This is a genomic window from Desertibaculum subflavum, from assembly GCA_003576705.1.
GTDB classification, from domain to species: domain Bacteria; phylum Pseudomonadota; class Alphaproteobacteria; order Ferrovibrionales; family Ferrovibrionaceae; genus Desertibaculum; species Desertibaculum subflavum.
On the sequence record QOZS01000041.1, the window covers coordinates 21555 to 41058 of the forward strand.

A 19504-nucleotide genomic window follows, 5' to 3' on the forward strand; every position below is an offset into this window, starting at 1 on the left:
GGGGCAGAAATCGGGGAGCGATCCCCGGCGCCGCGGGAGAGCGGTGGGTCGTTTCGGGTCCGACTTGTCAAAGAGCGAGGCCTCGGCTCATCGCCTGACCCTGCTGCCTATATAGTTGCGCACCATGCGAATTTCAAGGCCGGGGCGCGCCGCGGCGTGCCGCCGCCATGTGAATAGAAATGTCTCACAATTGACCGAATGGCCTAGTTCTCGTGCATCGCTGGGCGCGCTACGCTATACATTGTGAATAGAGTCGTTGTCACGGACAGGTCTGCGGAGAGGATCGCTCCATGACCTCGTACGTCGAGCTGAGGCCGCCCGCCGAATCCGGTCACCCGGGTCTGCGGGTCGATTTGCCGGTCGAGATCGTACGCGACCTTGCGACCATGCCGCGGCCGGATTGGCTGGAGCGCACCATCGAGGCGATCCATCGCCAGGCGCCGCAGCGCGAGGCCGCGATGCGCGCCGCGCTCAGTGCCGCGATGCCGCAATCGGTCATGCTGTTCGTCACCGATGCGGAAGAACCGGGGAAGACGCGCATTGATGCGTTGCGCTGGGTGGACCGTCGCGAGCCCGCAAGCGACCCGCCGCCGGCTTAAGCCGGCCGCATAGCGGCCCGGCAGGATATCTTTCGTCGACCGCCGCTGCGCGCAGCCCCTCGCTTGCGATCGATGCTTCCGGCGTCGCTCCGGCAGCGGTAATATGAAGGTGGCTGGCTGGATCCCGGCCGCTCCGAAATATTTTGCCCCTGCGGCCTCCATTCTGCCGGCTCGAGCGTTGCCTCGATGCCACGAGAGCGCTCGTGCTCCCGCGCACCTGCCAGGCAGGATCATTTCAAGCTGCGGAGGACGTCATGAAGTACCGCACATTCGAAGACATGTTGCGCGTCGCCGATCTCGCGCATGCCGGGCCGGCCAGGATGTCCCGGCGCGAACGGCTGGAACGCTGGGCCGATCTGCTGATGCAGGAGCCGGACCGCCGCTTGCGGCCGCTCTATCGGCTGGAATTCATGCCGCTGCGCGAGCGCGTCGGCATGCGCGACGACGACACGCCGCTGGCGGTTGCCTACCAGGATCCGATGCTGCGCCGCGACGGCCTGGCCGGCGACCGCGTCGGCGACGCGATGCAGTTCTTCGACCTGTCGTCGCGCGACGTGCATTTCCTGGTCTGCGATTGCTACTACCAGGGATCGATGACCGCTTCGATGGTGGCCGCGCAGGTGCGGATGATCGCGCGGCGGGCGACCATGCGCGAGATCTGGCAGCGGGCCTTCGGCTGGTTCGCCCCGGCACGTGCCTGAACTCGCCCGATATAGGTGAGAGCGGCGGCGCGGTGCGCGGACCGCCGCCGCTCCGCCGGAAAAGTCAGGCGATCTTTGCCGCCGGCGCCAGGAACGGATAGTCGGTGTATCCGGTCGTGCCCGGCGCATAGAAGGTCGCCGTGTTCGGCTCGTTGAGCGGCGCGCGCGCGGCGAAGCGCTCCACAAGGTCAGGGTTGGCAATGTAGAGCTTGCCGAAGGCGGCGGCATCCGCCTCGCCGCGCGCCAGCAGGCCCTCGGCGTCCTCGCGCGTCAGCCCCTCGTTGGCGATGAAGACGCCGCCGAAGGCGCGCCTGATCGCCGGCGCCAGGCGCGGCTCGGCCTGCGATTCCCGGCCGACGATGAAGGCGAGCCGGCGGCGGCCGAGTTCGCTCGCCACGTAGCCGAACAGCGAGGCCGGATCGGAATCGCTGACCGAGTGCGAGCTGGAGCGCAGATTCAGATGCATGCCGACGCGGTCGGCGCCCCAGACGGATATCGCTGCATCGGTGACCTCGAGCAGCAGCCGCGCGCGGTTCTCGATCGATCCGCCATAGCGGTCGGTCCGCTGGTTGGTGCCGTCGTGCAGGAACTGGTCGAGCAGGTAGCCATTGGCGCCGTGGATCTCGACGCCGTCGAAGCCGGCGGCCAGCGCATTGGCGGCGCCGCGATGGAACTCGGCGACGATTCCGGGGATCTCCTCCGTCTCGAGCGCGCGCGGCACCGGATAGGGCCGCTGGGGGCGCAGCAGGCTGACATGGCCGGACGCCGCGATAGCGCTCGGCGCCACCGGCAGCGCGCCGTCGAGATGCGAAGGATCGGAGATCCGGCCGACATGCCAGAGCTGCAGCATGATGCGCCCGCCGGCGGCATGCACCGCGCCGGTCACCTGCTTCCAGCCCTCCACCTGGTCCGGCGACCAGATGCCCGGCGTGTCCGGGTAGCCAACGCCCATCGGCGAGACCGAGGTCGCCTCCGACAAGATCAGCCCCGCCGAGGCGCGCTGGACGTAATAGTCGCGCATCAGCGCGTTCGGCACCCGGCCCGCGCTCGCCCGCGTGCGGGTGAGCGGCGCCATCACGATGCGGTTCGGCAAGGTGAGCGCGCCGAGCTTGAGGGGGTCGTGCAGGGTCGGCATTCGGAGCATCCTCGGCGGGTTGAATTCCACGGCTTGGCGCGGTACATCATTCGATGTTCGACGAAGATCGAATGTAGGGACGCGACGCCGTGAGGCAACACCCGCAACCACCGATTTCGACCATTGTCCTGACCGACGTGCTGGCCGCGCTGAGCGATCCCGTGCGGCTCGACATCGTCGCCGCGCTGAAGCAGGACGGCGAACGCGGCTCGACCGAGTTCGGCTGCAAGGTCTCGAGCTCCACGCTCAGCCACCACATCCGCCAGCTCTGCGAGGCCGGCTTGCTCCAGCACCGGAAGGAAGGCACCCGCTGCTTCGTGTCGCTCCGGCCGGAGCTGGAACAAAAATTCCCCGGCCTGATCGATTCCGTGCTGCGCTTCGCGCCGAAGGAGATAGCGGCGTAGGATCCCTTCAGGGCCGCAGCAGCTCGATATCGACTCGTAGCGCGGCGGCAAGCTTCCCGAGCAGCTTGCGGCCGGCAGCGCGGGCGCCGCGCTCGATCTGCGACAGATAGACGGGGCTGGTCCCGATCTGGCGGGCAAGCGCGGCCTGGGTCAGGCCGCGATACTCCCGCAGCACCTTCACCGGATTGGTGCGATCCACCGCCAGGGCGCGCACCACTTCCTCGGGCAGCGCCTCCTGCGATGGATTCGCCCAATATTCTCGCACCGCGGCAGCATCGGCGCGGTCTTCCAGGATGCGCTCGATGCGCTGCCATTCGTCGATCGGTACGACGACGAAGGCGGGCTTGCCGTTCTGGGTGATGATCTGCCGGCTCATTCGTAGATGCTCCCGCGGGGCCCGATGCGGACCACAGTGACCACCAGGACACCGTGGTCGAGTGTGTAGATGACGCGCCAGTCCCCGACGCGCAGGCGGTACCCGTTCACGCCTTGCAGCTTCGCCGCGTTGTTGTTCGGCGCATGCGGATCCCGGGCAAGCTCGGAAACCCTGGCCATGATCCGGCCTGCCGTTTTCGGGTCCAGGCGCCGCAAAGCCTTCGCCGCCTGCGGGAGGTAGACGACCTTCCACATCGCCGGTTAATGTAGCCGCTACATAGATTTCGATAAAGCAAAAAAGATAATCTCAACGGCGATCTGTCGGACCGGCACGCAGCGACCTTCCCGAGCGGGCCTGCCAGACCCGGACCCGGAAGCCACCCATTGACCCGCCGCCCCATCGCGCAGATATCTCCCGCCGATGGAAGCCGCTCGCCCTCTCTTCTCCTATCGCCAGCACTGGGCGCACCGGTTCGGCACGGCGCCGTTCCTGCCGATGTCGCGCGCCGAGATGGATGAGCTCGGCTGGGACCAGTGCGACGTCATCTTGGTGACCGGCGACGCCTATATCGACCACCCCTCCTTCGGCATGGCCATCATCGGCCGACTGCTGGAGGCGCAGGGCTTCCGCGTCGGCATCATCGCCCAGCCGGACTGGCAGAGCGCGGAGCCGTTCAAGGCGCTGGGCCGGCCGGCGCTCTATTTCGGCGTCACCGGCGGCAACATGGATTCGATGGTGAACCGCTACACCGCGGATCGCCGCCTGCGCCACAACGACAGCTACACGCCCGGCGGCGAGGGCGGCAAGCGGCCGGACCGCTCCGTCCTGGTCTATGCCGCGCGCTGCCGCGAGGCGTACCGCGACGTGCCGATCGTGCTGGGCGGCATCGAGGCCTCGCTGCGCCGCATCGCGCATTACGACTACTGGTCGGACAAGGTGCGCCGGTCGGTCCTGGTCGACGCCAAGGCGGACATCCTGCTCTACGGCAACGCCGAGCGCGCGGTGGTCGAGGTGACGCACCGCATCGCCAAGGGCGCCAAGCCATCCGAGCTCGACGACATCCGCGGCATCGCGGTGATGAAGAGCGCGGTGCCCGAGGGCTGGACCGAGGCGCATGCCGACGATATCGACAGCGCCGACGAGGGCGCGAAGCAGAGCCACGAGAAGATTGTGGTGCGCCTGCCCGCCTTCGAGCAGGTGGAGCAGGACCCGGAGACATATGCGCGTGCCTCGCGCGTGCTGCACCGGGAGAGCAATCCCGGCAATGCGCGGGCGCTGGTGCAGCGGCACGGCGACCGCGAGCTGTGGCTGACGCCGCCGCCGATCCCGCTGACCACGCCGGAGATGGATGCGGTCTACGACCTTCCTTACGCGCGCGGGCCGCATCCGTCCTACGGCGATGCCAAGATCCCGGCCTGGGACATGATCAAGTTCTCGGTCACCATCATGCGCGGCTGTTTCGGCGGCTGCTCGTTCTGCTCCATCACCGAGCATGAGGGCCGCATCATCCAGAACCGGTCGCACGAATCGGTGCTGCAGGAGATCGAGCGCATCCGCGACCGGACGCCGGGCTTCACCGGCATCATTTCGGACATAGGCGGGCCGACCGCCAACATGTACCGCATGGCCTGCAAGGACCCGCGCACGGAAGCGCTGTGCCGGCGCCCGTCCTGCGTGTTCCCCGGCATCTGTCCGAACCTGAACACCAGCCACGAGAGCCTGATCCAGCTCTATCGCAAAGTGCGCGAGGTGCCCGGCGTCAAGAAGGTGATGGTGGCGTCCGGCGTGCGCTACGACCTCGCCGTCGAGAGCCCCGCCTATATCAAGGAGCTGGTCACCCACCATGTCGGCGGCTACCTGAAGATCGCGCCGGAGCACACCGAGGCGGGCCCGCTCTCCAAGATGATGAAGCCCGGCATCGGCACCTATGATCGCTTCAAGCAGCTATTCGACGCGGCGGCGCAGAAGGCCGGCAAGCAGTATTTCCTGATCCCCTATTTCATCGCGGCGCATCCCGGCACCACCGACGAGGACATGATGAACCTCGCCCTGTGGCTGAAGCGGAACAAGTACCGCGCCGACCAGGTCCAGACCTTCCTGCCCTCGCCGATGGCGCTGGCGACGGCGATGTACCATTCCGGCAAGAACCCGCTGCGCGCGGTGCGGCGTGGCGCCTCGGAGCCGGTCGAGACGGTGAAGAAGCTGACCCAGCGCCGGCTGCACAAGGCGTTCCTGCGCTATCACGATGTGGAAAACTGGCCACTGATCCGCGAAGCCCTGAAGCGGATGGGCCGGGCCGACCTGATCGGACCGGGCAAGCATCACCTGGTGCCGGCCTGGCAGCCTGCCGGCACGGGGCTCCGCGGCGAGGGCCGGCGGCCGGTCGCAGGCAAGCCCGTCGCGGGCAAAGCGGCCGCGGGGCGGCCCCCGCGTGCTCAGCGATTCGGCCGTTTCACCACCAAGGGCGTGCCGCTCGGCTGACCGCGGGTCAGATCCGCACGCCTTCGATTTCGAGCAATCGTCGCTTCGTCACCAGCCCGCCATGCGCGGTGTAGCCGCCCACCTTGCCGCCGGCGGCGACGACACGATGGCAAGGGATGACGATGGCGACGGGGCTGTGCCTCAACGCGGTGCCGACGGCGCGCGCGGCGCCCGGCGCGCCGGCGAGGCCGGCCAGCGTGCCGTAACTGACCGTCTCGCCCCAGCCGATGCCGCGCAAGGTCTTGTAGACCTTGCGGTGGAACGGAATGCTGTCCGCAAGGTCGAGGACGACATCGGCGAGATCGACGCGCCGGCCCTCGAGATGCCGGCACACCTGGGCGATCGCCGTCGCGATGGCGCGCGGCGGCTTGTCGGCCCCGTGCGTGACGCCGGTGCCGCGCAGCCGCCGCTCCGTCGTCGCCGCATCGGCTTCCGGCAGCAGCAGCCGCGCCACGCCGCGGAGCGTCCAGGCGATGCCGCAAGTGCCGATCGGACTGTCGAACAGGTGATAGCTGGAGTCGACCGGCCCGGTGTCGCGCATCAGCCCGTGCGGCGGGCGAGACGCAGCGCGACGAGCCCCGTGAGCAGCAAGGCGAGACTTGCCGGCACCGGAACCTGCGCGACCAGATCGCCGGTCGGACGCACATCGGCATAGCAGACCTCGGGCGGCGTCTCGCCGATGATGATCGTATTGCTCGTTCCGTCGGTGATGCTCCGCTGGACGCTGCGGAAACAGACGTCGAACTCGGAAGTCTCGCCGATGATGATGGTGTTCGACGTGCCGTCGGTGATATCGGGCACGAAGGCGTCGCGGATCTCGCTGTCGTTCAGGCAGAACGAGCCGCCGTTATCCACGAAGTCGCCGACCAGCAAGTTCAGCCCGGCATTCTCGCCGAACAGGATGGTGTTGCTGGTGCCGTCGGCGATGCCGCCGGACGGGGCCGGCCCGTCCACGCAGATATCGGCCCGCGAGCTCTCCCCCAGAAGAATCGTATTGCTGGTGCCGTCGGCGATGCGGGTCAGGCCGAGCGAGCCTTGGCCGAGCTGCGACAGGTTCCAGAGTGCGGCGTGGGCCGTCGGTATCGCCAGTGCGAGCGCAAGAGCGCCGGCGACGGCAAGAGACAAGGCGCGGAAGCGATGCATGACATCCCCCATGCTGCGACGCTTTCGTTCACGCATACAACCGGGTCACATTAGCCCAACCGGTGCCGTCGGGCGAGCGGGTGCGCGCACGACGGGTGGAGCCTGATCCCGTATGGTAAGCTCGGCCGCATGAAGCCCGTGGTCATCAAGCTCGACGCAATCTACGTGCCGGTGGCGCTGCGCAAGCCCACCGACCCGGCGAAGGTGGAAGCGCTGGCGCTCAGCATCGCCGCCGAAGGCCAGCAGACGCCGATCCTGATACGGCTCGACAAGAACCGCTACGTGCTGGTGAGCGGCCTGCATCGCCTCGAGGCGTGCAAGGCGCTCGGCGAGGCCACCATCATCGCCAACCTGGTCCAGGCGCGGAAATTCTGATCGCGGTAGCGGCTGGCCGGGCCGCAGCGCACCGCCGGCGTCGATCGATCCTGGCTCATCCCCCGCTGCGTTGCGTCAGATCAATGCCGGACGCCGGAGCCCCATGCATTTTGCAGGCGAGGCTTTGGGATGACGGCGATGGACCGCGTGACGCACGAACAGGTCGAAGCGATCTTCGGCAAGCTCCGGGCCGAGTTGGAGACGCTGGCGGCCAATGGCTCCGCCGTGGCGCGGGGCGTCCTCGACCGGCTCTGCACCAACGCCGACAATTGCCGCGAAAGCGGGCGCTGGTGCGATCCAGGGGCGCGATTAACCACTGTGACAGCGGACGCGAACAGAAAAGCGCACGGTTAACCACCTTTGCGCTGAACCGCCGGCAATGATCTGTGCTCTGCTTCATGCCGTTGCGCATTCCGGCGCGCGTGCATCGGTGGAGTCATGCCGATCTGCGAAGCCAAGCCGTGGCGTCGGCAGTATTTCGACGCCCATCCCTGTCCGGCGGACATCAACATTCCGACCGGCGATGCCGATGCCTGGGCCTGGAACCCGGCGCATCGCGGCGTCTATGACCGCCTGCAGCTGGCGCTGGGCCAGGGCGTGGCGGCGGCGCCGCACGGCGTGGCGCCGCCCTATTTCCCCGTCTTCTCCAAGCCGATCTACAAGCTGACCGATGCCGGCGGCGGCGCGCGCCGCCTGCGCTCGGCAGCGGATTACGCGGCGCGGCTGACGGACGGTCACATGTGGATGGCCTTGCTGCGCGGCGCGCGGGTATCGACCGACGCGGCGCTGGTCGATGGCGAGGCGCGGTGGTGGCGGCATGCGACCGGCATTCCCGGGACTGCCGGCGGCGTCGACCACTGGCGCATCCAGGCAGCGCCCTTGCCGGGCCTGGAGCAGCACCTGGCCGAATGGGCCGCCCGGCATCTCGCCGGCTATACCGGCATGGTCAATTTCGAGACCGTGGGCAACACGATCACCGGCGCGCATCTGCGCTTCGCCGATCAATGGCCGGATCTCTATGGCGCGGGCTGGGTCGAAGCGCTGGTCGGCCTCTATCAGCGCGGCCGCTGGCTGTTCGACGATGCCGCGCGGCGCGACGGCTACAGCGTCGAGCTCGCCGTGCCGGCCGGTACCCTGTGGTCGCCGGCACCGCCGGCCGCGGTGCAGGCGGCATGCGACATGCCGGACATCGCCAGCGTCCAGATGGTGGTGCCGCCGGAAGACGCGCCGGGCGCGATATGCCTCGCCGTGATCAATTGCTGGGATCTCGCCGCCGGCCTGGCCGCGCGCGAGCGGTTGCAGCGGCATCTGCGGCTGCAGGCGCCGCCCGGTCCTCCTTCGAGCCGGCCGGCTTCCCCCTCGGCGCCAGTGCCGGCGACGACCAGTTCGGCCTAGGCAGCGCCCGGGCTTTGCACAACCTGCCTCGGCGGGGCGAGGTTCCGCGGCTAGACTGCGGCGCCGATCGCGAACGCAGAGGAAATCGCATGACGCCGAGCGAGGTCAGGACGCCGGACGACGCCCGCGCCATCGTGCGTGAGCGCGGGCTCACCCACGTCAAGGTCGGCGTGCACGATATCGACGGCATCCTGCGCGGCAAGTATCTGGCGGCGGAGAAGTTTCTCGGCGCGCTGGAGAGCGGCTTCGGCTTCTGCGACGTGGTGCTGGGCTGGGACGCGAACGACCAGCTCTACGACAACACGCGCTATACCGGCTGGCACACCGCCTATCCGGATGCCCGCGTCCGGCTGCTGCCCGAGACCTGCCGCGAGGTGCCGAGCGAGCCCGGCATGCTGTTCTTCCTCGGCGAGTTCGCCGACGCCGCCGAGGCGGTCTGCCCGCGCGCCGTGCTGCGCCGCGTGCTGGCCCGCGCCGATGCGCTGGGCTTCGAAGTCATGTGCGGATTCGAATACGAGTTCTTCGTCTTCGAGGAGACGCCGCATTCGCTGCGCGGGAAGCATTTCCGCGACCTGAAGCCGCTCTCGCCCGGCTTCTTCGGCTATTCCATGCTGCGCACCTCCGTCCATGCCGAGTTCCATCGCGGCCTGCTCGATTTCTGCGAGGCGATGGAGATGGGCCTGGAAGGCCTGCATACCGAGACCGGGGCCGGGGTGCTGGAAGCGGCGCTGCGCGTCGACGAGGGCTTGCGCGCCGCCGACAAGGCCGCGCTGTTCAAGACCTTCGCCAAGGTCTATGCGCAGCGGCGCGGCCTGATGGCGAGCTTCATGGCGAAGTGGTCGAAGGACTGGCCCGGCTGCGGTGGACACATCCACATCTCGCTGCGGCACAAGGACGGCGGCGCCGCCTTCCACGAGCCGGGCAATCCGCACGGCCTGTCCAACACGATCCGGCATTTCGTCGGCGGCCAGCAGGTGCTGATGCCGGAATTCCTGGTCATGGCGGCGCCGACGATCAATTCCTACCGCCGCCTGATCCCCGGCTTCTGGGCGCCGACCGCGGCGACCTGGGGCATCGAGAACCGCACCACCGCCTTGCGCGTCATACCCGGCGGCGCCAAATCGACCCGGGTCGAGTTCCGCGTCGCCGCGGCGGATGCCAATCCCTATCTCGCGCTCGCCGCCGCGCTGGGCGCCGGCCTGATCGGAATCGAGCGCAAGATGGTGCCGATGGACCCGATCGCCGGCAATGCCTATGAGCGCCGCCTGTCGGCCAAGCTGCAGCTGCCGCGCAGCCTGGAAGAGGCCGGCGCCCGCTTCGCCGCCTCGAAAGCGGCGCGCGAGCTCTACGGCGATCCGTTCGTCGAGCACTATGCGGCGACGCGCGACTGGGAGGTGCGCGAGTTCCGCAAAGCGATCACCGATTGGGAGCTGGAGCGCTATTTCGAGGTCATCTGACGCGTCAGTCCAGCAGGGCGGCGAGCGCTGGCGACAGCCGCTCCGAGAAGCCGCCGTCCAACTCCCGGATCACGAGCAGCGCCGCGATATCGTTGCGCGTCGCGTAGGCCAAGCCGGGCTCGGGCCCGAGCACGGTGAGCAGCGTGCTCAACGCATCCGCCTGCATGCAGGACGGATGCAGCACGGTGACCGAGGCGAGCGCGTTCTCGACCGGCCGGCCGCTGCGCGGATCGAGCGTATGGGCATAGCGGCGGCCGCCATGCACGAAGCAGCGGCGATAATCGCCCGAGGTCGCGACCGCCAGGCCATGCAGGGCGGCGACGGTCGGCACGTGGCCGGCGGCCTCCGGCGGCGCTTCGATCGCGACCCACCAGGGCAGCCCGTCCGGCTTCACGCCCTGCCCGCGCAGCTCGCCGCCGATCTCGACCAGCGATGCGGCGACGCCGGCCGAGCTCAGCCAGTCCGACACGCGATCGACCGCATAGCCCTTCGCCACCGACGAGAGATCGAGCCGCACGCCGCCCGGCTGGAAGGCGCGGCGCTGCGCCCGGCACAGCACGATGCGATGCCAGCCGGCGGCCGCCAATGCCGGAGCGATATCGGCATCGGCCGGCGGCACGCCCGGCGCCGCCGCGGCGCCCGGCCCGAAGCCCCAGAGATCGACCAGCCGGCCGATGGTGGGGTCATAGGCGCCGCCGCTCCGCTCCGCCATCGCCAGCGCATAGTCGAGCACGGTGTAGAAGCCGTCCGGCAATGGATGCCACGTGCCGGCGGGCGCGCGGTTGAAGCGGCCGAGAGCGGAATCCGCGCGCCAGTGACTCATCTCCGCGACGACGCGGTCGAGCTCGCCCTCGATGCCGCGACGCAGCTCGGAGAGCGCCGCGCCCGGTGGGCGGCGCAGAGCGACCGACCATGTGGTGCCCATGGTCTCGCCCCGCAGTCGCTCGACCGCGGCCATGCCGGGCACGGCGAGGGCGCGCGCGTCGATCGCCGCCGGGACCAGCACCCGCTGCATCGCTATTCCGGCAGCACTTCCAGGGTCACGATATAGGTGGCGCGCCGCTCCTTGGCCTGGGGCAGGGCCGCCTTGCCGCCGCGCATGGTCGCCTCCATCCAGTACATGCCGGGCTCGGGCCAGGTGATGCTGATCCAGCCATCCGAATCGGTGGTGAGCTCGACATCGCCGAGCCTGTCGCGATAGCGGATGCCGCCGCGCACCAGCTCGACCTTGGCGCCCGCGGCCGGCTTGCCGTCGAACAGCAGGCGGAAGCGCGCCTCGGATTTCGCGATCAGATCGTTCGGATGCGTGTCCGGCGCCAGTTCGAGCCCCACCCCGGTCGGCGCGAACACGCCCGTCGTCGGCTTGCCGGCGGTGACGAAAGCTTCGACCCGGCGGATCGATTCGACCACGTTCAGCTCCTGCGCGTCGGCCGGGACTTCGGTGGCGAAGCGCTGGGCGGTGCCGCGCCACCGCTTTGTCTGGCCGTTCACCTTGTAGCTGGCGAACACGCCCTGGTTGACGATGGCGAGCTTGTAGGTGCCGGGCTGTGCGAGATGCAGGTCGAAGGTGCTGCGGAAGCGGCCGGTGCTCTGGTTCTGCGCGGACACCGCCTTGCCGTCCGGCCCGGTGACCCCGAGCCCGTCGAGCCGGAGCGGATTGTGCTCGAAGAAAAAGAGATCGTTGGAGACGGCGGCATCCACCGTCACCCAAGGATCCTTGCCCGACAGCACGGTTGCCGACGGCAGCAGCCAGGAGCGATGCGCCTCTGCCGCGATCGGCAGGGCGAGGATTGCCGCCGCCAGCAGAGCGCCGGCGGCGCGGGAAGCAAACGGGATCATGCGGTCACTCCTTGATGCGGATGTCATGGCTTGAGCTGAAGCTGGATGCGGCCGAGCTCGTGGTCGCCCTGCGCATCGGCGGACACGGGCGCCTTGGGCGGCCATTGCAGGGGCAGGCGCAGCAATTCCCGGCCGCCCACTTCGCGCGCCGCTTCGACCACGAGCTCGTAATTGCCGGCCGGGAGCGCGCCGAGCGGCGCGGTGCCCTCGGCGAACTGGAGCGTGTGCGCGCCGGGCGCCCGCGTGGCGCCGGTGATGCCGTCCATCGGCATCTGCAGCTCGCGGCCGGTGCGGCGCCACCATTGGCGCATGTCCTTCAGCCACTTGGTGCCTTCGCCGTCCTTCACCTTCACGTCGTACCAGACGGCCAGGTTGGTGACGCCGCTCTGGCCTTTGCGCTCGAGCCAGATGGCGACATAGGGCCGGTGATATTCCGCGACGGTGAGACGGGGAATCTCCACCGTCACCGACAGCTCGGCCGCCAAGACGGTCGGGGCAACCAGGCCGGTGGCGACGAAACTCAGGACCGGGAAGCGCATCAGTTCCTCGTCAATGCACGAACAGCAGCGCCAGCACGGCCGGCACCGCGAAGCCGATGCCGACCATCGGCCAGGTTGCCGGCCGATGCCCGGCATGCATCTTCAGCAGAAGCAGGCCGGTGGCGCAGAACACCAGGCAGGCGACCGCGAAGGCGTCGATGAACCAGATCCAGGCCGCGCCGGTATGACGGCCCTTGTGCAGATCGTTCAGATACGAGACCCAGCCGCGATCGGTCACCTCGTGCACGATGGCGCCGGATTGCAGATCGATGCTGAGCCAGGCATCGCCGCCGGGGCGCGGCAATGCCACATAGATCTCGTCGCCCGACCACTCGGCGGCCCGCTGGTCGAGCGCGAGATCGAGCTCCTTCGCAAGCCAGTCGCGGGTCTCGGGCGGCAGCGGCGCCTTGCCGCCGGCAGGGCGCGATGCCGGCGCAGGCAGCAGCGCGGGCGGCAGGACTGCCTGCCGCTCCGTCACCTTGGGCCGCGCCTCGATCTCCGCCGCGTGGTTCAAGGTGATGCCGGTGACGGCGAACAGCAGCATGCCGATCAGGCAGATCGCCGAGCTGATCCAGTGCCACTGGTGCAGCTGCCTGAGCCAGAAGGCCCGGCGGTTTCGACCCTTGCTCAGAAATCGACCCCCGCTGTCAGGATCAGGGTGCGCCCCGCCGAGATCACGGCGCGGTTCGACCACAGATTCGTGTAGTTGCGCCGGTTGAAGAGGTTGTAGCCGTTCAGGGACAGCCTCACATTCTCCGTCACCTGATAGGTGATCACGCCGTCGACCGAGATGTCGGCCGGCACTTCGTTGGAGTTGTTGGCGTTGACGAAGCGCTGGCTCTGATAGGTGACGCCGCCGCCGACCAGCCAGTCGGCGGTCAGCTGATAGGTGGTCCACAGCGTTGCCGCGTGCTTCGGCACATAGGCAACGCGGCGGCCGTCATTGGCGCCCGACACGATTTCGGCATCGGTATAGGCATAGCCCGCGGTGATGAACCAATCGCGCGTGATACGACCGGAGACGCCGAGCTCGATGCCCTGCGTCCGCTCCTTGTCGCCGGACGAGATCACCGTGCCGGTGCCGGAATCGAAGTCGGTCGCATTGTCGGTGTTGATGCGATAGATCGTCGCCGAGGTGCCGAGGCGGCCTTCGATGAGGGCGATCTTCGCGCCGGCCTCGAAGATCTCGTGCTTCTCGGGATCCAGGTTGGTGTTGTTCTGGCCGCCCTGGAACGGATTGCCGAGCGGCGCCGTGGAGATCAGCGAGCCCGGCGGACGCGAGGACTGGGCGTACGACACGTAATAGGTCTGATTGTCGTCCGGCTCCCAGACCAGGCTGCCTTTCGGGTTGATCAGGTCGTGGCTGGCCTTGTCGTCGGCATCGAGCGCGCCGCTGCCACCGGTATAGCTCTTGCGCCGCACCGAGTAGTGGTCGAAGCGGATGCCGGCGATGACCGAGACCTGCTCGGTGATGTAGAACCGCTCGCTGGCGAACACGCCGATCTGGTGGCTGTGCGCGTCGCGCCGCGCGCCGGCCGCGGTCGACGGAGCGATGGTGTAACCGTTGGTGTTGCTGCCGTCGGGATCCAGCAGGCTGGTTCCCGGTTTACCCGGCGTGAAGGCAAACGAGTTGTTGGTGTTGTCCTCGTAGACGTAGTCGACGCCGGCGACGAAGACGTGGCGGAACATACCGGTCATGAAATCGGTCACCGCGCTGGCGACGTTCTGCAAGCCCCAGCCGCTCTGGTCGTAGGGGCCCGGTCCACCACGGTTTATCTGCGGATCGGTCGCCGGATTGTCGTCGAAGAAAGCCGCCTGGCAGGCCGCGTTGCAGCCCGGTGGCATCGGCGTGAAGTAACGGTCGTAGAAGCCGACGCGGAAATCGTTGTAGAGCTTGACCCACTCGAAGCCGGTATGGGCGAGCCGCGCGGTGAGCTGATCCACATTGCCGTCGTCGGCATCCGTAGCCAGGCCGTAGAAATTCGAACGGTCGACGCCGAATTCCGTCGCCGGCTTGCCGGTATTGTTGCCGTTCGGCCGCGTCAGGAACGGAATGCCGTAATCGGGCACCCGATTGTAGTCGAGATGCATGAAGCCGAGCGTGAAGGTGGTGTCGGTGTTCAGGCCGAAGGCGATCGACGGCGCGATCGCCCAGCGCTTCTGCTCCACCTTGTCGCGGTCGACGAATTCCTGATCGTGCAGCATGAGGTTGAGCCGCACCGCAATGGTGTCGGTGACCTTGTAGTTGCCGTCCGCCGTGCCGCGGTACATCGGCCCCATGCCGCCGCTGGCCGTGAAGGAGGCGAAGTTCTCCGCCCGCGGCACCTTGGTCTCGCTGTTGATCACGCCGCCGGTCGTGCCGCGGCCGAAGGCCATGGCCGAAGGGCCCTTCAGCACCTCCACCTGCTCGTAGTTGAAGGCGTCGCGGATATAGGCGCCGAATTCGCGCAGGCCGTCGGAATAGACGTCGCCCATCGCCTCGATGCCGCGGATGCGGAACTGGTCGCCGTTCGGCCCGCCGCCGCCCTCGCCGATCTGCACCGTGATTCCCGGAACGTTGCGCAGTGCCTCTTCCAGTGTGGTGACGCCCTGGGCGCGCAGCACTTCCTGCGGCACCACGTTGATTGCCTGTGGCGTGTCCTGCACGGAACCGGGCAGGCGCGTGACTCCGGTATCGCGCTTCTGCGGATTGGCCTGCTCGACCGGCGTCTGGGCCTCGACCTGGACCGGCGGCAGCTGGGTCGGCTGCGCCTGCGTGCCGGAGCCCTGGGCGGTAGCCGGCGACGGTCCGACGGCACACAGGAAGCCCAGCGCGGCACCCGCGGCGAGCCTTGCCGACGGCCGACCGGACGTGGAGACCGGGGCGGTGAATGCCGTGCCGGATCGGAGTGAGGACGGAATCTTGCTGTGCATGTGCTTCCCCGCAGCTGGTTGTCCGGCGCCGGGACGCATGGCGTCCGCAGGGCGCGGCCCCTGGCTTGCGAGGCGGAACATGGTGGCGGCTGCTCAGCCGATCGGCCTGGCCCTGAACGATGCGGGCGCGGCCCCTCTTCCCCGTTAGCTGGCTAGTGAGCTGATCAGACGATAATGCGAGGCATTATCATTGCAAGCTGCAACATGACTGACATGCCGATTGCGCGGGGCGGCTGTTGCCTTCGCGTCACAGTGGGAATTGGCGACTTCAAGTATCGGCCCAGCGTCGCAGCAGATTGTGGTACACGCCGGCCAGCCGCACCGTGACCGGATGGTCGATGCCGCTCTCGCGCGTCAGATCCTGGATCGCGCTGTCGAGGTCGAACAGCAAGGTGCGCTGCCCGTCGTCCCGCACCATGCTCTGCATCCAGAAGAACGAGCATACGCGCGCGCCGGCGGTGACCGGCCGCACATGGTGCAGGCTGGTGGCCGGGTAGAGCACCATGTCGCCGGCCGGCAGCTTCACCTCCTGCACGCCATAGGCATCTTCGACCACGAGCTCGCCGCCTTCATATTCCTCGGGCTCGCAGAGGAACAGCGTCGCCGAGAGATCCGTGCGCACCCGGTGCGGCGAGCCGCCGACGTTGCGGATCGCGTTGTCGACATGGGTGCCGAAATGCTCCCCGCCCTGATAGCGGTTGAACAGCGGCGGAAAGATCTTGAGCGGCAGCGCCGCCGAGAGGAACAGTGGCGCCCGCGCCAGCGCATCGAGAACCAGGTTGCCCATCTCGACCGCCGCCTTGGAGCCTTCCGGCAGCTGCATGTTGTGCTTCACGGTGGCCGATTGTCGGCCGGCGGTGACCGCGCCATCGACCCATTCGCCGGCGTCGATCACCTGGCGGCAATGGGCAACCTGCTGCTTGGTCAGCACCTCGGGCACGCGGAGCATCATGGCAGGCAGGCCTTCATGGCGACATATTATTGCGAGTGACACGCAGTTGCAATGCGGCCGCCGCCTTGCACAGCAGCGGCAAACCGCCCCAGTCTGCGCCGCCGCGGCCCAACCGCCGCGGCCACAACCCACGGCAACGGCATGACCTCGCCCCTGCGCGGCAACTGGAGCTACCCAACGGCAATCCGCTTCGGCGAAGGCCGCGTCGGCGAACTGGCCGAGGCCTGCCGCGAGGCCGGCATCGGCCGCCCTCTGGTCGTCACCGATCCGGGCGTGGCGCAGCTGCCGATGGCGGCGGCGGCGATCGAGACCCTGCGCCGCGGCGGATTGGAGCCGTCGCTCTACGCCGACGTCAAGCCGAACCCGACCGAAAGCAACATCGCCGCCGGGCTCGACGCCCTGCGCGCGGGACGCCATGACGGCGTCGTCGCCCTCGGCGGCGGCAGCGCACTGGATGCCGGCAAGGCGATCGCCTTCATGGGCGGACAGACGCGGCCGATGTGGGATTTCGAGGATATTGGCGACAATTGGCGACGGGCGAATGCGGCGGGGATCCTGCCGGTCGTCGCCGTGCCGACCACTGCCGGCACCGGATCCGAGACCGGCCGCGCGGCGGTGATTCTGAACGAGGCGACGCGGACCAAGGTCGTGGTGTTCCATCCCGGCATGATGCCGCGCGTCGTGATCGCCGATCCGGCGCTGACCCTGGGCCTGCCGGCGAACCTGACGGCCTGGACCGGCATGGATGCCTTCGCCCATTGCCTGGAGGCGTATTTCGCGCTGGGATTCCACCCCTATGCCGACGGCATCGCGCTGGAAGGCCTGCGCCTGGTCAAGCGGTGCCTGCCGGCGGCCCATGCCGATGGCCGCGACCTGGCGGCGCGGGCGGGGATGCTGGCCGCCGCGCAGATGGGATCGACCGCGTTCCAGAAGGGCCTTGGCGCCATCCATTCGCTGTCGCACCCGATCGGCGCCGCCTATGACACCCATCACGGCCTGACCAACGCCGTGGTCATGCCCTATGTGCTGGTCTTCAACCGCGCCGCCATCGCCGACAAGGCCGCCCATATCGCCCGCGTGCTGGATCTGGCGCGTCCGGGCTTCGACGGCCTGCTCGACTTCGTGCTGGACCTGCGCGGCCGGCTCGGCATCGCCGAGACCATCGCGGCGCTCGGCGTGCCGGCGCGGGATCTCGACCGCCTGGCCGAACGGGCCGCCATCGACCCGACCGCCGGCGGCAACCCGGTCCCGGCCGGCGTGCCGGAGATGCGCCGCATGCTGCAGGCGGCGTTCGACGGCCGGATCTGAGGCGGCAATCGGCGCCTGGCGCGGCCGTTCGTCGTTAATTTGTCCATACGGCCTATGCCGAGAGGCATAGGCCGGTCCTCCTAATCAAGCACGCCGACTAGTCGCGGCTCTTGCAAAGGATCAAATTCGCCGTCGAGTTTCTGGGCATGGGCCTGAGCGATGGCGCGGATCTTGATCGTTGAAGATAACGAGCTGGTGCGTCGGGCCGTCCGCCTGATCCTCGAGCTTGCCGAGCACGAGGTGCTGGAGGCGAGCGATGGAGAAGGCGGTCTTGCGGTGCTGCGTGGCGCAACGGTCGACGCGGTTCTCGCCGATCTGTCGATGCCCGGCATGGGCGGGCTCGCCTTCGCCGCCGCGCTAAAGGCCGAGGCGCCTGGCCTGCCGCTGATCGTCATGAGCGGCGGCGGCATCGCGCCGGATGGCGGCGACCTGCTGGACGCCGCGCGCGATGCCGGCGCCGACCTGGTGCTGCGCAAGCCGTTCGACGATCGCGCGCTGCTCGACGCTCTGGCCTCGCTGCCGCCGAGGACTTCGTGACGCGATGGCAGGCCCGCATCTGGCTGCCGCTCGTCATCGCCCTGACCGGCCTTGGCGCCGGGGCGCTCTATGCCGTGCATTTCGCGGCGGCGCCTGACGATCTGTCGCGGCTGATCGCGGGCGAGGCGATTCTCATCGTCGCGTTCGGCCTGCTGCTGGCGCTGGCGATGCGCCATGATCGGCTGCGCCGGCGCCTCGCGGCGAGCGAGCAGCGCCTGCATGACGTCGCCGCAGCCAGCGGAAACTGGCTGTGGGAGACCGGGCCCGATCTTCGCTTCACCTATCTCTCCGCCAATTTCGGGGAGGCGACCGGCCAGGATCCGGCACGGGTACTCGGTCGCAACGGCGCGGAGCTCCATTTCGGGCGGGACATGCCCGAGCACTGGCAGCGTCAGCTCACCGACCCGGCCAATCCGCGCCCGTTCCGCGACCACATCTTCACGGTGCCGCTGCCCAGCCGCGAGCCGTTCGTCTTCAGGGCCTGCGGCGTGCCGCTCTTCGATGCCGAGCGGCGCTTCCTCGGCTATCGCGGCATTGCCAAGGACATCACGGCGCTGGTGCTCGCCGAGCGCGACACGCGCCGGCTGGAGGCCGATCTCTATCGCGCCCAGCGGATGGAAGCGCTCGGCGTGTTCGCGGGCGGCGTGGCGCATGACGTGAACAACGCGCTGTCGCCGATCCTGACCGTGATCCGTTCGATGATGCGCCGCCTGGAGGACCGGCCGCGCGAGCATGAAAGCCTGGCGCTGGCCTTCGAGGCGGCGCAGCGCTGTCGCGACCTGGTCTCCGGCCTGCTGGCGCTGATCCGCCGGGAGCAGGCGGCCGACCGGGCGATCGACCTGAAGGGCCCGGTGGCCGACGCGATCTCCGTGCTGCGCAAATCGCTGCCGCGCGGCATCCGCCTGATCACCGAGATCGAGCCGGTGCCGATGCCGGTGATCTCCGCACCCATCAAGATCCTGCAGATCGTCGCCAACCTGGTCGACAACGCGATCCAGGCCATCGGCGAGACGGCGGCCACCGGCGAGATCACGCTCAGGCTCGCCGCCGCCGCGGATCTCGACGGCTACCTGATCGAGGTGATCGACGACGGCCCCGGCATTCCAGCCGGGCTACATGGCAAGATCTTCGAGCCGTTCTTCACTACCAGATCCGCCGAGGTGGGCCGTGGCCTCGGGCTCACCACCGTCCACTCGCTCGCGCGCGGCCTGGGCGGCCGGGTCTCGGTCGTGAGCCGGCCCGAACACGGCGCGAAGTTCATCGTCTTCCTGCCACGCGCCACCGCCGATGCCATGGAGGCCAATCTGGCGGACGCATCGAATTCAGAACAACAACAACAATCGTGAGGCT

22 protein-coding genes are annotated in these 19504 nt (G+C 68.6%); 11 read left to right on the forward strand and 11 right to left on the reverse strand.

Going from position 1 to position 19504, the window contains the following annotated elements; translation table 11 throughout:
- Nucleotides 1-290 precede the first annotated feature (290 nt).
- The gene (locus DT074_RS19760) at nucleotides 291-599 is read left to right on the forward strand and encodes a hypothetical protein (RefSeq protein ID WP_119421586.1); all 309 of its coding nucleotides are present in this window, start codon (nucleotides 291-293) and stop codon (nucleotides 597-599) included.
- A 254-nt stretch (nucleotides 600-853) separates the two neighbouring features.
- Nucleotides 854-1300 (forward strand): hypothetical protein, encoded by a 447-nt coding sequence (locus DT074_RS19765; protein WP_119421587.1) that lies wholly within the window; start codon nucleotides 854-856, stop codon nucleotides 1298-1300.
- Nucleotides 1301-1364: 64 nt separating this feature from the next.
- Here the strand turns inward: DT074_RS19765 and DT074_RS19770 are convergent, their stop codons facing one another.
- Nucleotides 1365-2435 carry an alkene reductase gene (locus DT074_RS19770; protein ID WP_119421588.1) on the reverse strand — a complete coding sequence of 357 codons (1071 nt, stop codon included), beginning with the start codon at nucleotides 2433-2435 and terminating at the stop codon, nucleotides 1365-1367.
- Between the two features lie 89 nt (nucleotides 2436-2524).
- On the opposite strand from DT074_RS19770, the gene DT074_RS19775 reads away from it, so the two are divergent.
- Nucleotides 2525-2839, forward strand: coding sequence for an ArsR/SmtB family transcription factor (locus tag DT074_RS19775; RefSeq protein WP_119421589.1), 315 nt, complete (start codon nucleotides 2525-2527; stop codon nucleotides 2837-2839).
- Nucleotides 2840-2846: 7 nt separating this feature from the next.
- Here the strand turns inward: DT074_RS19775 and DT074_RS19780 are convergent, their stop codons facing one another.
- Nucleotides 2847-3215: a type II toxin-antitoxin system prevent-host-death family antitoxin gene (locus tag DT074_RS19780; protein WP_119421590.1), complete on the reverse strand. Its 369-nt coding sequence runs from the start codon at nucleotides 3213-3215 to the stop codon at nucleotides 2847-2849.
- Nucleotides 3212-3469 carry a type II toxin-antitoxin system RelE family toxin gene (locus DT074_RS19785; protein ID WP_119421591.1) on the reverse strand — a complete coding sequence of 86 codons (258 nt, stop codon included), beginning with the start codon at nucleotides 3467-3469 and terminating at the stop codon, nucleotides 3212-3214. Before DT074_RS19785 ends, DT074_RS19780 begins: the two co-directional genes overlap by 4 nt.
- Before the next feature lie 166 nt (nucleotides 3470-3635).
- On the opposite strand from DT074_RS19785, the gene DT074_RS19790 reads away from it, so the two are divergent.
- Nucleotides 3636-5696, forward strand: a complete 2061-nt coding sequence (locus DT074_RS19790; protein WP_119421592.1) for a YgiQ family radical SAM protein — start codon at nucleotides 3636-3638, stop codon at nucleotides 5694-5696.
- A gap of 7 nt (nucleotides 5697-5703) precedes the next feature.
- Here DT074_RS19790 and DT074_RS19795 read toward each other — a convergent pair whose 3' ends face one another.
- Together DT074_RS19795 and DT074_RS19800 are read right to left on the reverse strand one after the other, a co-directional pair.
- Complete coding sequence (locus DT074_RS19795; RefSeq protein WP_119421593.1) at nucleotides 5704-6237, reverse strand: methylated-DNA--[protein]-cysteine S-methyltransferase; 534 nt, start codon at nucleotides 6235-6237, stop codon at nucleotides 5704-5706.
- Nucleotides 6237-6839 carry a hypothetical protein gene (locus DT074_RS19800; protein ID WP_162915029.1) on the reverse strand — a complete coding sequence of 201 codons (603 nt, stop codon included), beginning with the start codon at nucleotides 6837-6839 and terminating at the stop codon, nucleotides 6237-6239. Before DT074_RS19800 ends, DT074_RS19795 begins: the two co-directional genes overlap by 1 nt.
- Nucleotides 6840-6968: 129 nt before the next feature.
- Between DT074_RS19800 and DT074_RS19805 the strand changes: the two genes are divergently transcribed.
- The 4 genes from DT074_RS19805 to DT074_RS19820 all read left to right on the forward strand — a co-directional run bounded on the left by DT074_RS19805 (nucleotide 6969) and on the right by DT074_RS19820 (nucleotide 10066).
- A complete protein-coding gene (locus DT074_RS19805) occupies nucleotides 6969-7214 on the forward strand; it encodes a ParB N-terminal domain-containing protein (RefSeq protein WP_119421595.1) in 246 nt (81 codons plus the stop codon).
- A gap of 129 nt (nucleotides 7215-7343) precedes the next feature.
- The gene (locus tag DT074_RS19810; protein ID WP_119421596.1) at nucleotides 7344-7568 is read left to right on the forward strand and encodes a hypothetical protein; all 225 of its coding nucleotides are present in this window, start codon (nucleotides 7344-7346) and stop codon (nucleotides 7566-7568) included.
- Nucleotides 7569-7652: 84 nt separating this feature from the next.
- Nucleotides 7653-8609 (forward strand): hypothetical protein, encoded by a 957-nt coding sequence (locus tag DT074_RS19815; protein ID WP_119421597.1) that lies wholly within the window; start codon nucleotides 7653-7655, stop codon nucleotides 8607-8609.
- Between the two features lie 89 nt (nucleotides 8610-8698).
- Nucleotides 8699-10066 carry a glutamine synthetase family protein gene (locus DT074_RS19820; protein ID WP_119421598.1) on the forward strand — a complete coding sequence of 456 codons (1368 nt, stop codon included), beginning with the start codon at nucleotides 8699-8701 and terminating at the stop codon, nucleotides 10064-10066.
- A 4-nt stretch (nucleotides 10067-10070) separates the two neighbouring features.
- Here the strand turns inward: DT074_RS19820 and DT074_RS19825 are convergent, their stop codons facing one another.
- The 6 genes from DT074_RS19825 to DT074_RS19850 form a co-directional block, all read right to left on the reverse strand.
- Nucleotides 10071-11081 carry an FAD:protein FMN transferase gene (locus DT074_RS19825; protein WP_119421599.1) on the reverse strand — a complete coding sequence of 337 codons (1011 nt, stop codon included), beginning with the start codon at nucleotides 11079-11081 and terminating at the stop codon, nucleotides 10071-10073.
- A gap of 2 nt (nucleotides 11082-11083) precedes the next feature.
- Nucleotides 11084-11905, reverse strand: a complete 822-nt coding sequence (locus DT074_RS19830; protein WP_119421600.1) for a DUF4198 domain-containing protein — start codon at nucleotides 11903-11905, stop codon at nucleotides 11084-11086.
- Nucleotides 11906-11928: 23 nt separating this feature from the next.
- Complete coding sequence (locus DT074_RS19835; RefSeq protein WP_119421601.1) at nucleotides 11929-12444, reverse strand: DUF2271 domain-containing protein; 516 nt, start codon at nucleotides 12442-12444, stop codon at nucleotides 11929-11931.
- A gap of 10 nt (nucleotides 12445-12454) precedes the next feature.
- Complete coding sequence (locus DT074_RS19840; RefSeq protein ID WP_119421617.1) at nucleotides 12455-13075, reverse strand: PepSY-associated TM helix domain-containing protein; 621 nt, start codon at nucleotides 13073-13075, stop codon at nucleotides 12455-12457.
- Nucleotides 13072-15357 (reverse strand): TonB-dependent receptor, encoded by a 2286-nt coding sequence (locus DT074_RS19845; protein WP_119421602.1) that lies wholly within the window; start codon nucleotides 15355-15357, stop codon nucleotides 13072-13074. Before DT074_RS19845 ends, DT074_RS19840 begins: the two co-directional genes overlap by 4 nt.
- A gap of 268 nt (nucleotides 15358-15625) precedes the next feature.
- Nucleotides 15626-16309: a Fe2+-dependent dioxygenase gene (locus DT074_RS19850; RefSeq protein WP_119421603.1), complete on the reverse strand. Its 684-nt coding sequence runs from the start codon at nucleotides 16307-16309 to the stop codon at nucleotides 15626-15628.
- 141 nt (nucleotides 16310-16450) lie between these two features.
- On the opposite strand from DT074_RS19850, the gene DT074_RS19855 reads away from it, so the two are divergent.
- The 3 genes from DT074_RS19855 to DT074_RS19865 all read left to right on the forward strand — a co-directional run bounded on the left by DT074_RS19855 (nucleotide 16451) and on the right by DT074_RS19865 (nucleotide 19500).
- Entirely contained in the window at nucleotides 16451-17617 is a 1167-nt protein-coding gene (locus tag DT074_RS19855) for an iron-containing alcohol dehydrogenase (protein WP_119421604.1), read from the forward strand.
- A 171-nt stretch (nucleotides 17618-17788) separates the two neighbouring features.
- Nucleotides 17789-18154 (forward strand): response regulator, encoded by a 366-nt coding sequence (locus DT074_RS19860; RefSeq protein WP_162915030.1) that lies wholly within the window; start codon nucleotides 17789-17791, stop codon nucleotides 18152-18154.
- Nucleotides 18151-19500: a sensor histidine kinase gene (locus DT074_RS19865; RefSeq protein WP_119421606.1), complete on the forward strand. Its 1350-nt coding sequence runs from the start codon at nucleotides 18151-18153 to the stop codon at nucleotides 19498-19500. The genes DT074_RS19860 and DT074_RS19865 overlap by 4 nt, the downstream gene beginning before the upstream one ends.
- Nucleotides 19501-19504: the final 4 nt, after the last annotated feature.

What these genes read in the sequence shown, in the direction of transcription:
- DT074_RS19760 (WP_119421586.1), top strand. Translation starts at nt 291, where the DNA reads ATGACCTCGTACGTCGAGCTGAGGCCGCCCGCCGAATCCGGTCACCCG.
- DT074_RS19765 (WP_119421587.1), top strand. Translation starts at nt 854, where the DNA reads ATGAAGTACCGCACATTCGAAGACATGTTGCGCGTCGCCGATCTCGCG.
- DT074_RS19770 (WP_119421588.1), bottom strand. Translation starts at nt 2,435, where the DNA reads ATGCCGACCCTGCACGACCCCCTCAAGCTCGGCGCGCTCACCTTGCCG.
- DT074_RS19780 (WP_119421590.1), bottom strand. Translation starts at nt 3,215, where the DNA reads ATGAGCCGGCAGATCATCACCCAGAACGGCAAGCCCGCCTTCGTCGTC.
- DT074_RS19785 (WP_119421591.1), bottom strand. Translation starts at nt 3,469, where the DNA reads ATGTGGAAGGTCGTCTACCTCCCGCAGGCGGCGAAGGCTTTGCGGCGC.
- DT074_RS19790 (WP_119421592.1), top strand. Translation starts at nt 3,636, where the DNA reads ATGGAAGCCGCTCGCCCTCTCTTCTCCTATCGCCAGCACTGGGCGCAC.
- DT074_RS19795 (WP_119421593.1), bottom strand. Translation starts at nt 6,237, where the DNA reads ATGCGCGACACCGGGCCGGTCGACTCCAGCTATCACCTGTTCGACAGT.
- DT074_RS19800 (WP_162915029.1), bottom strand. Translation starts at nt 6,839, where the DNA reads ATGCATCGCTTCCGCGCCTTGTCTCTTGCCGTCGCCGGCGCTCTTGCG.
- DT074_RS19805 (WP_119421595.1), top strand. Translation starts at nt 6,969, where the DNA reads ATGAAGCCCGTGGTCATCAAGCTCGACGCAATCTACGTGCCGGTGGCG.
- DT074_RS19810 (WP_119421596.1), top strand. Translation starts at nt 7,344, where the DNA reads ATGACGGCGATGGACCGCGTGACGCACGAACAGGTCGAAGCGATCTTC.
- DT074_RS19815 (WP_119421597.1), top strand. Translation starts at nt 7,653, where the DNA reads ATGCCGATCTGCGAAGCCAAGCCGTGGCGTCGGCAGTATTTCGACGCC.
- DT074_RS19820 (WP_119421598.1), top strand. Translation starts at nt 8,699, where the DNA reads ATGACGCCGAGCGAGGTCAGGACGCCGGACGACGCCCGCGCCATCGTG.
- DT074_RS19825 (WP_119421599.1), bottom strand. Translation starts at nt 11,081, where the DNA reads ATGCAGCGGGTGCTGGTCCCGGCGGCGATCGACGCGCGCGCCCTCGCC.
- DT074_RS19830 (WP_119421600.1), bottom strand. Translation starts at nt 11,905, where the DNA reads ATGATCCCGTTTGCTTCCCGCGCCGCCGGCGCTCTGCTGGCGGCGGCA.
- DT074_RS19835 (WP_119421601.1), bottom strand. Translation starts at nt 12,444, where the DNA reads ATGCGCTTCCCGGTCCTGAGTTTCGTCGCCACCGGCCTGGTTGCCCCG.
- DT074_RS19845 (WP_119421602.1), bottom strand. Translation starts at nt 15,357, where the DNA reads ATGCACAGCAAGATTCCGTCCTCACTCCGATCCGGCACGGCATTCACC.
- DT074_RS19850 (WP_119421603.1), bottom strand. Translation starts at nt 16,309, where the DNA reads ATGATGCTCCGCGTGCCCGAGGTGCTGACCAAGCAGCAGGTTGCCCAT.
- DT074_RS19855 (WP_119421604.1), top strand. Translation starts at nt 16,451, where the DNA reads ATGACCTCGCCCCTGCGCGGCAACTGGAGCTACCCAACGGCAATCCGC.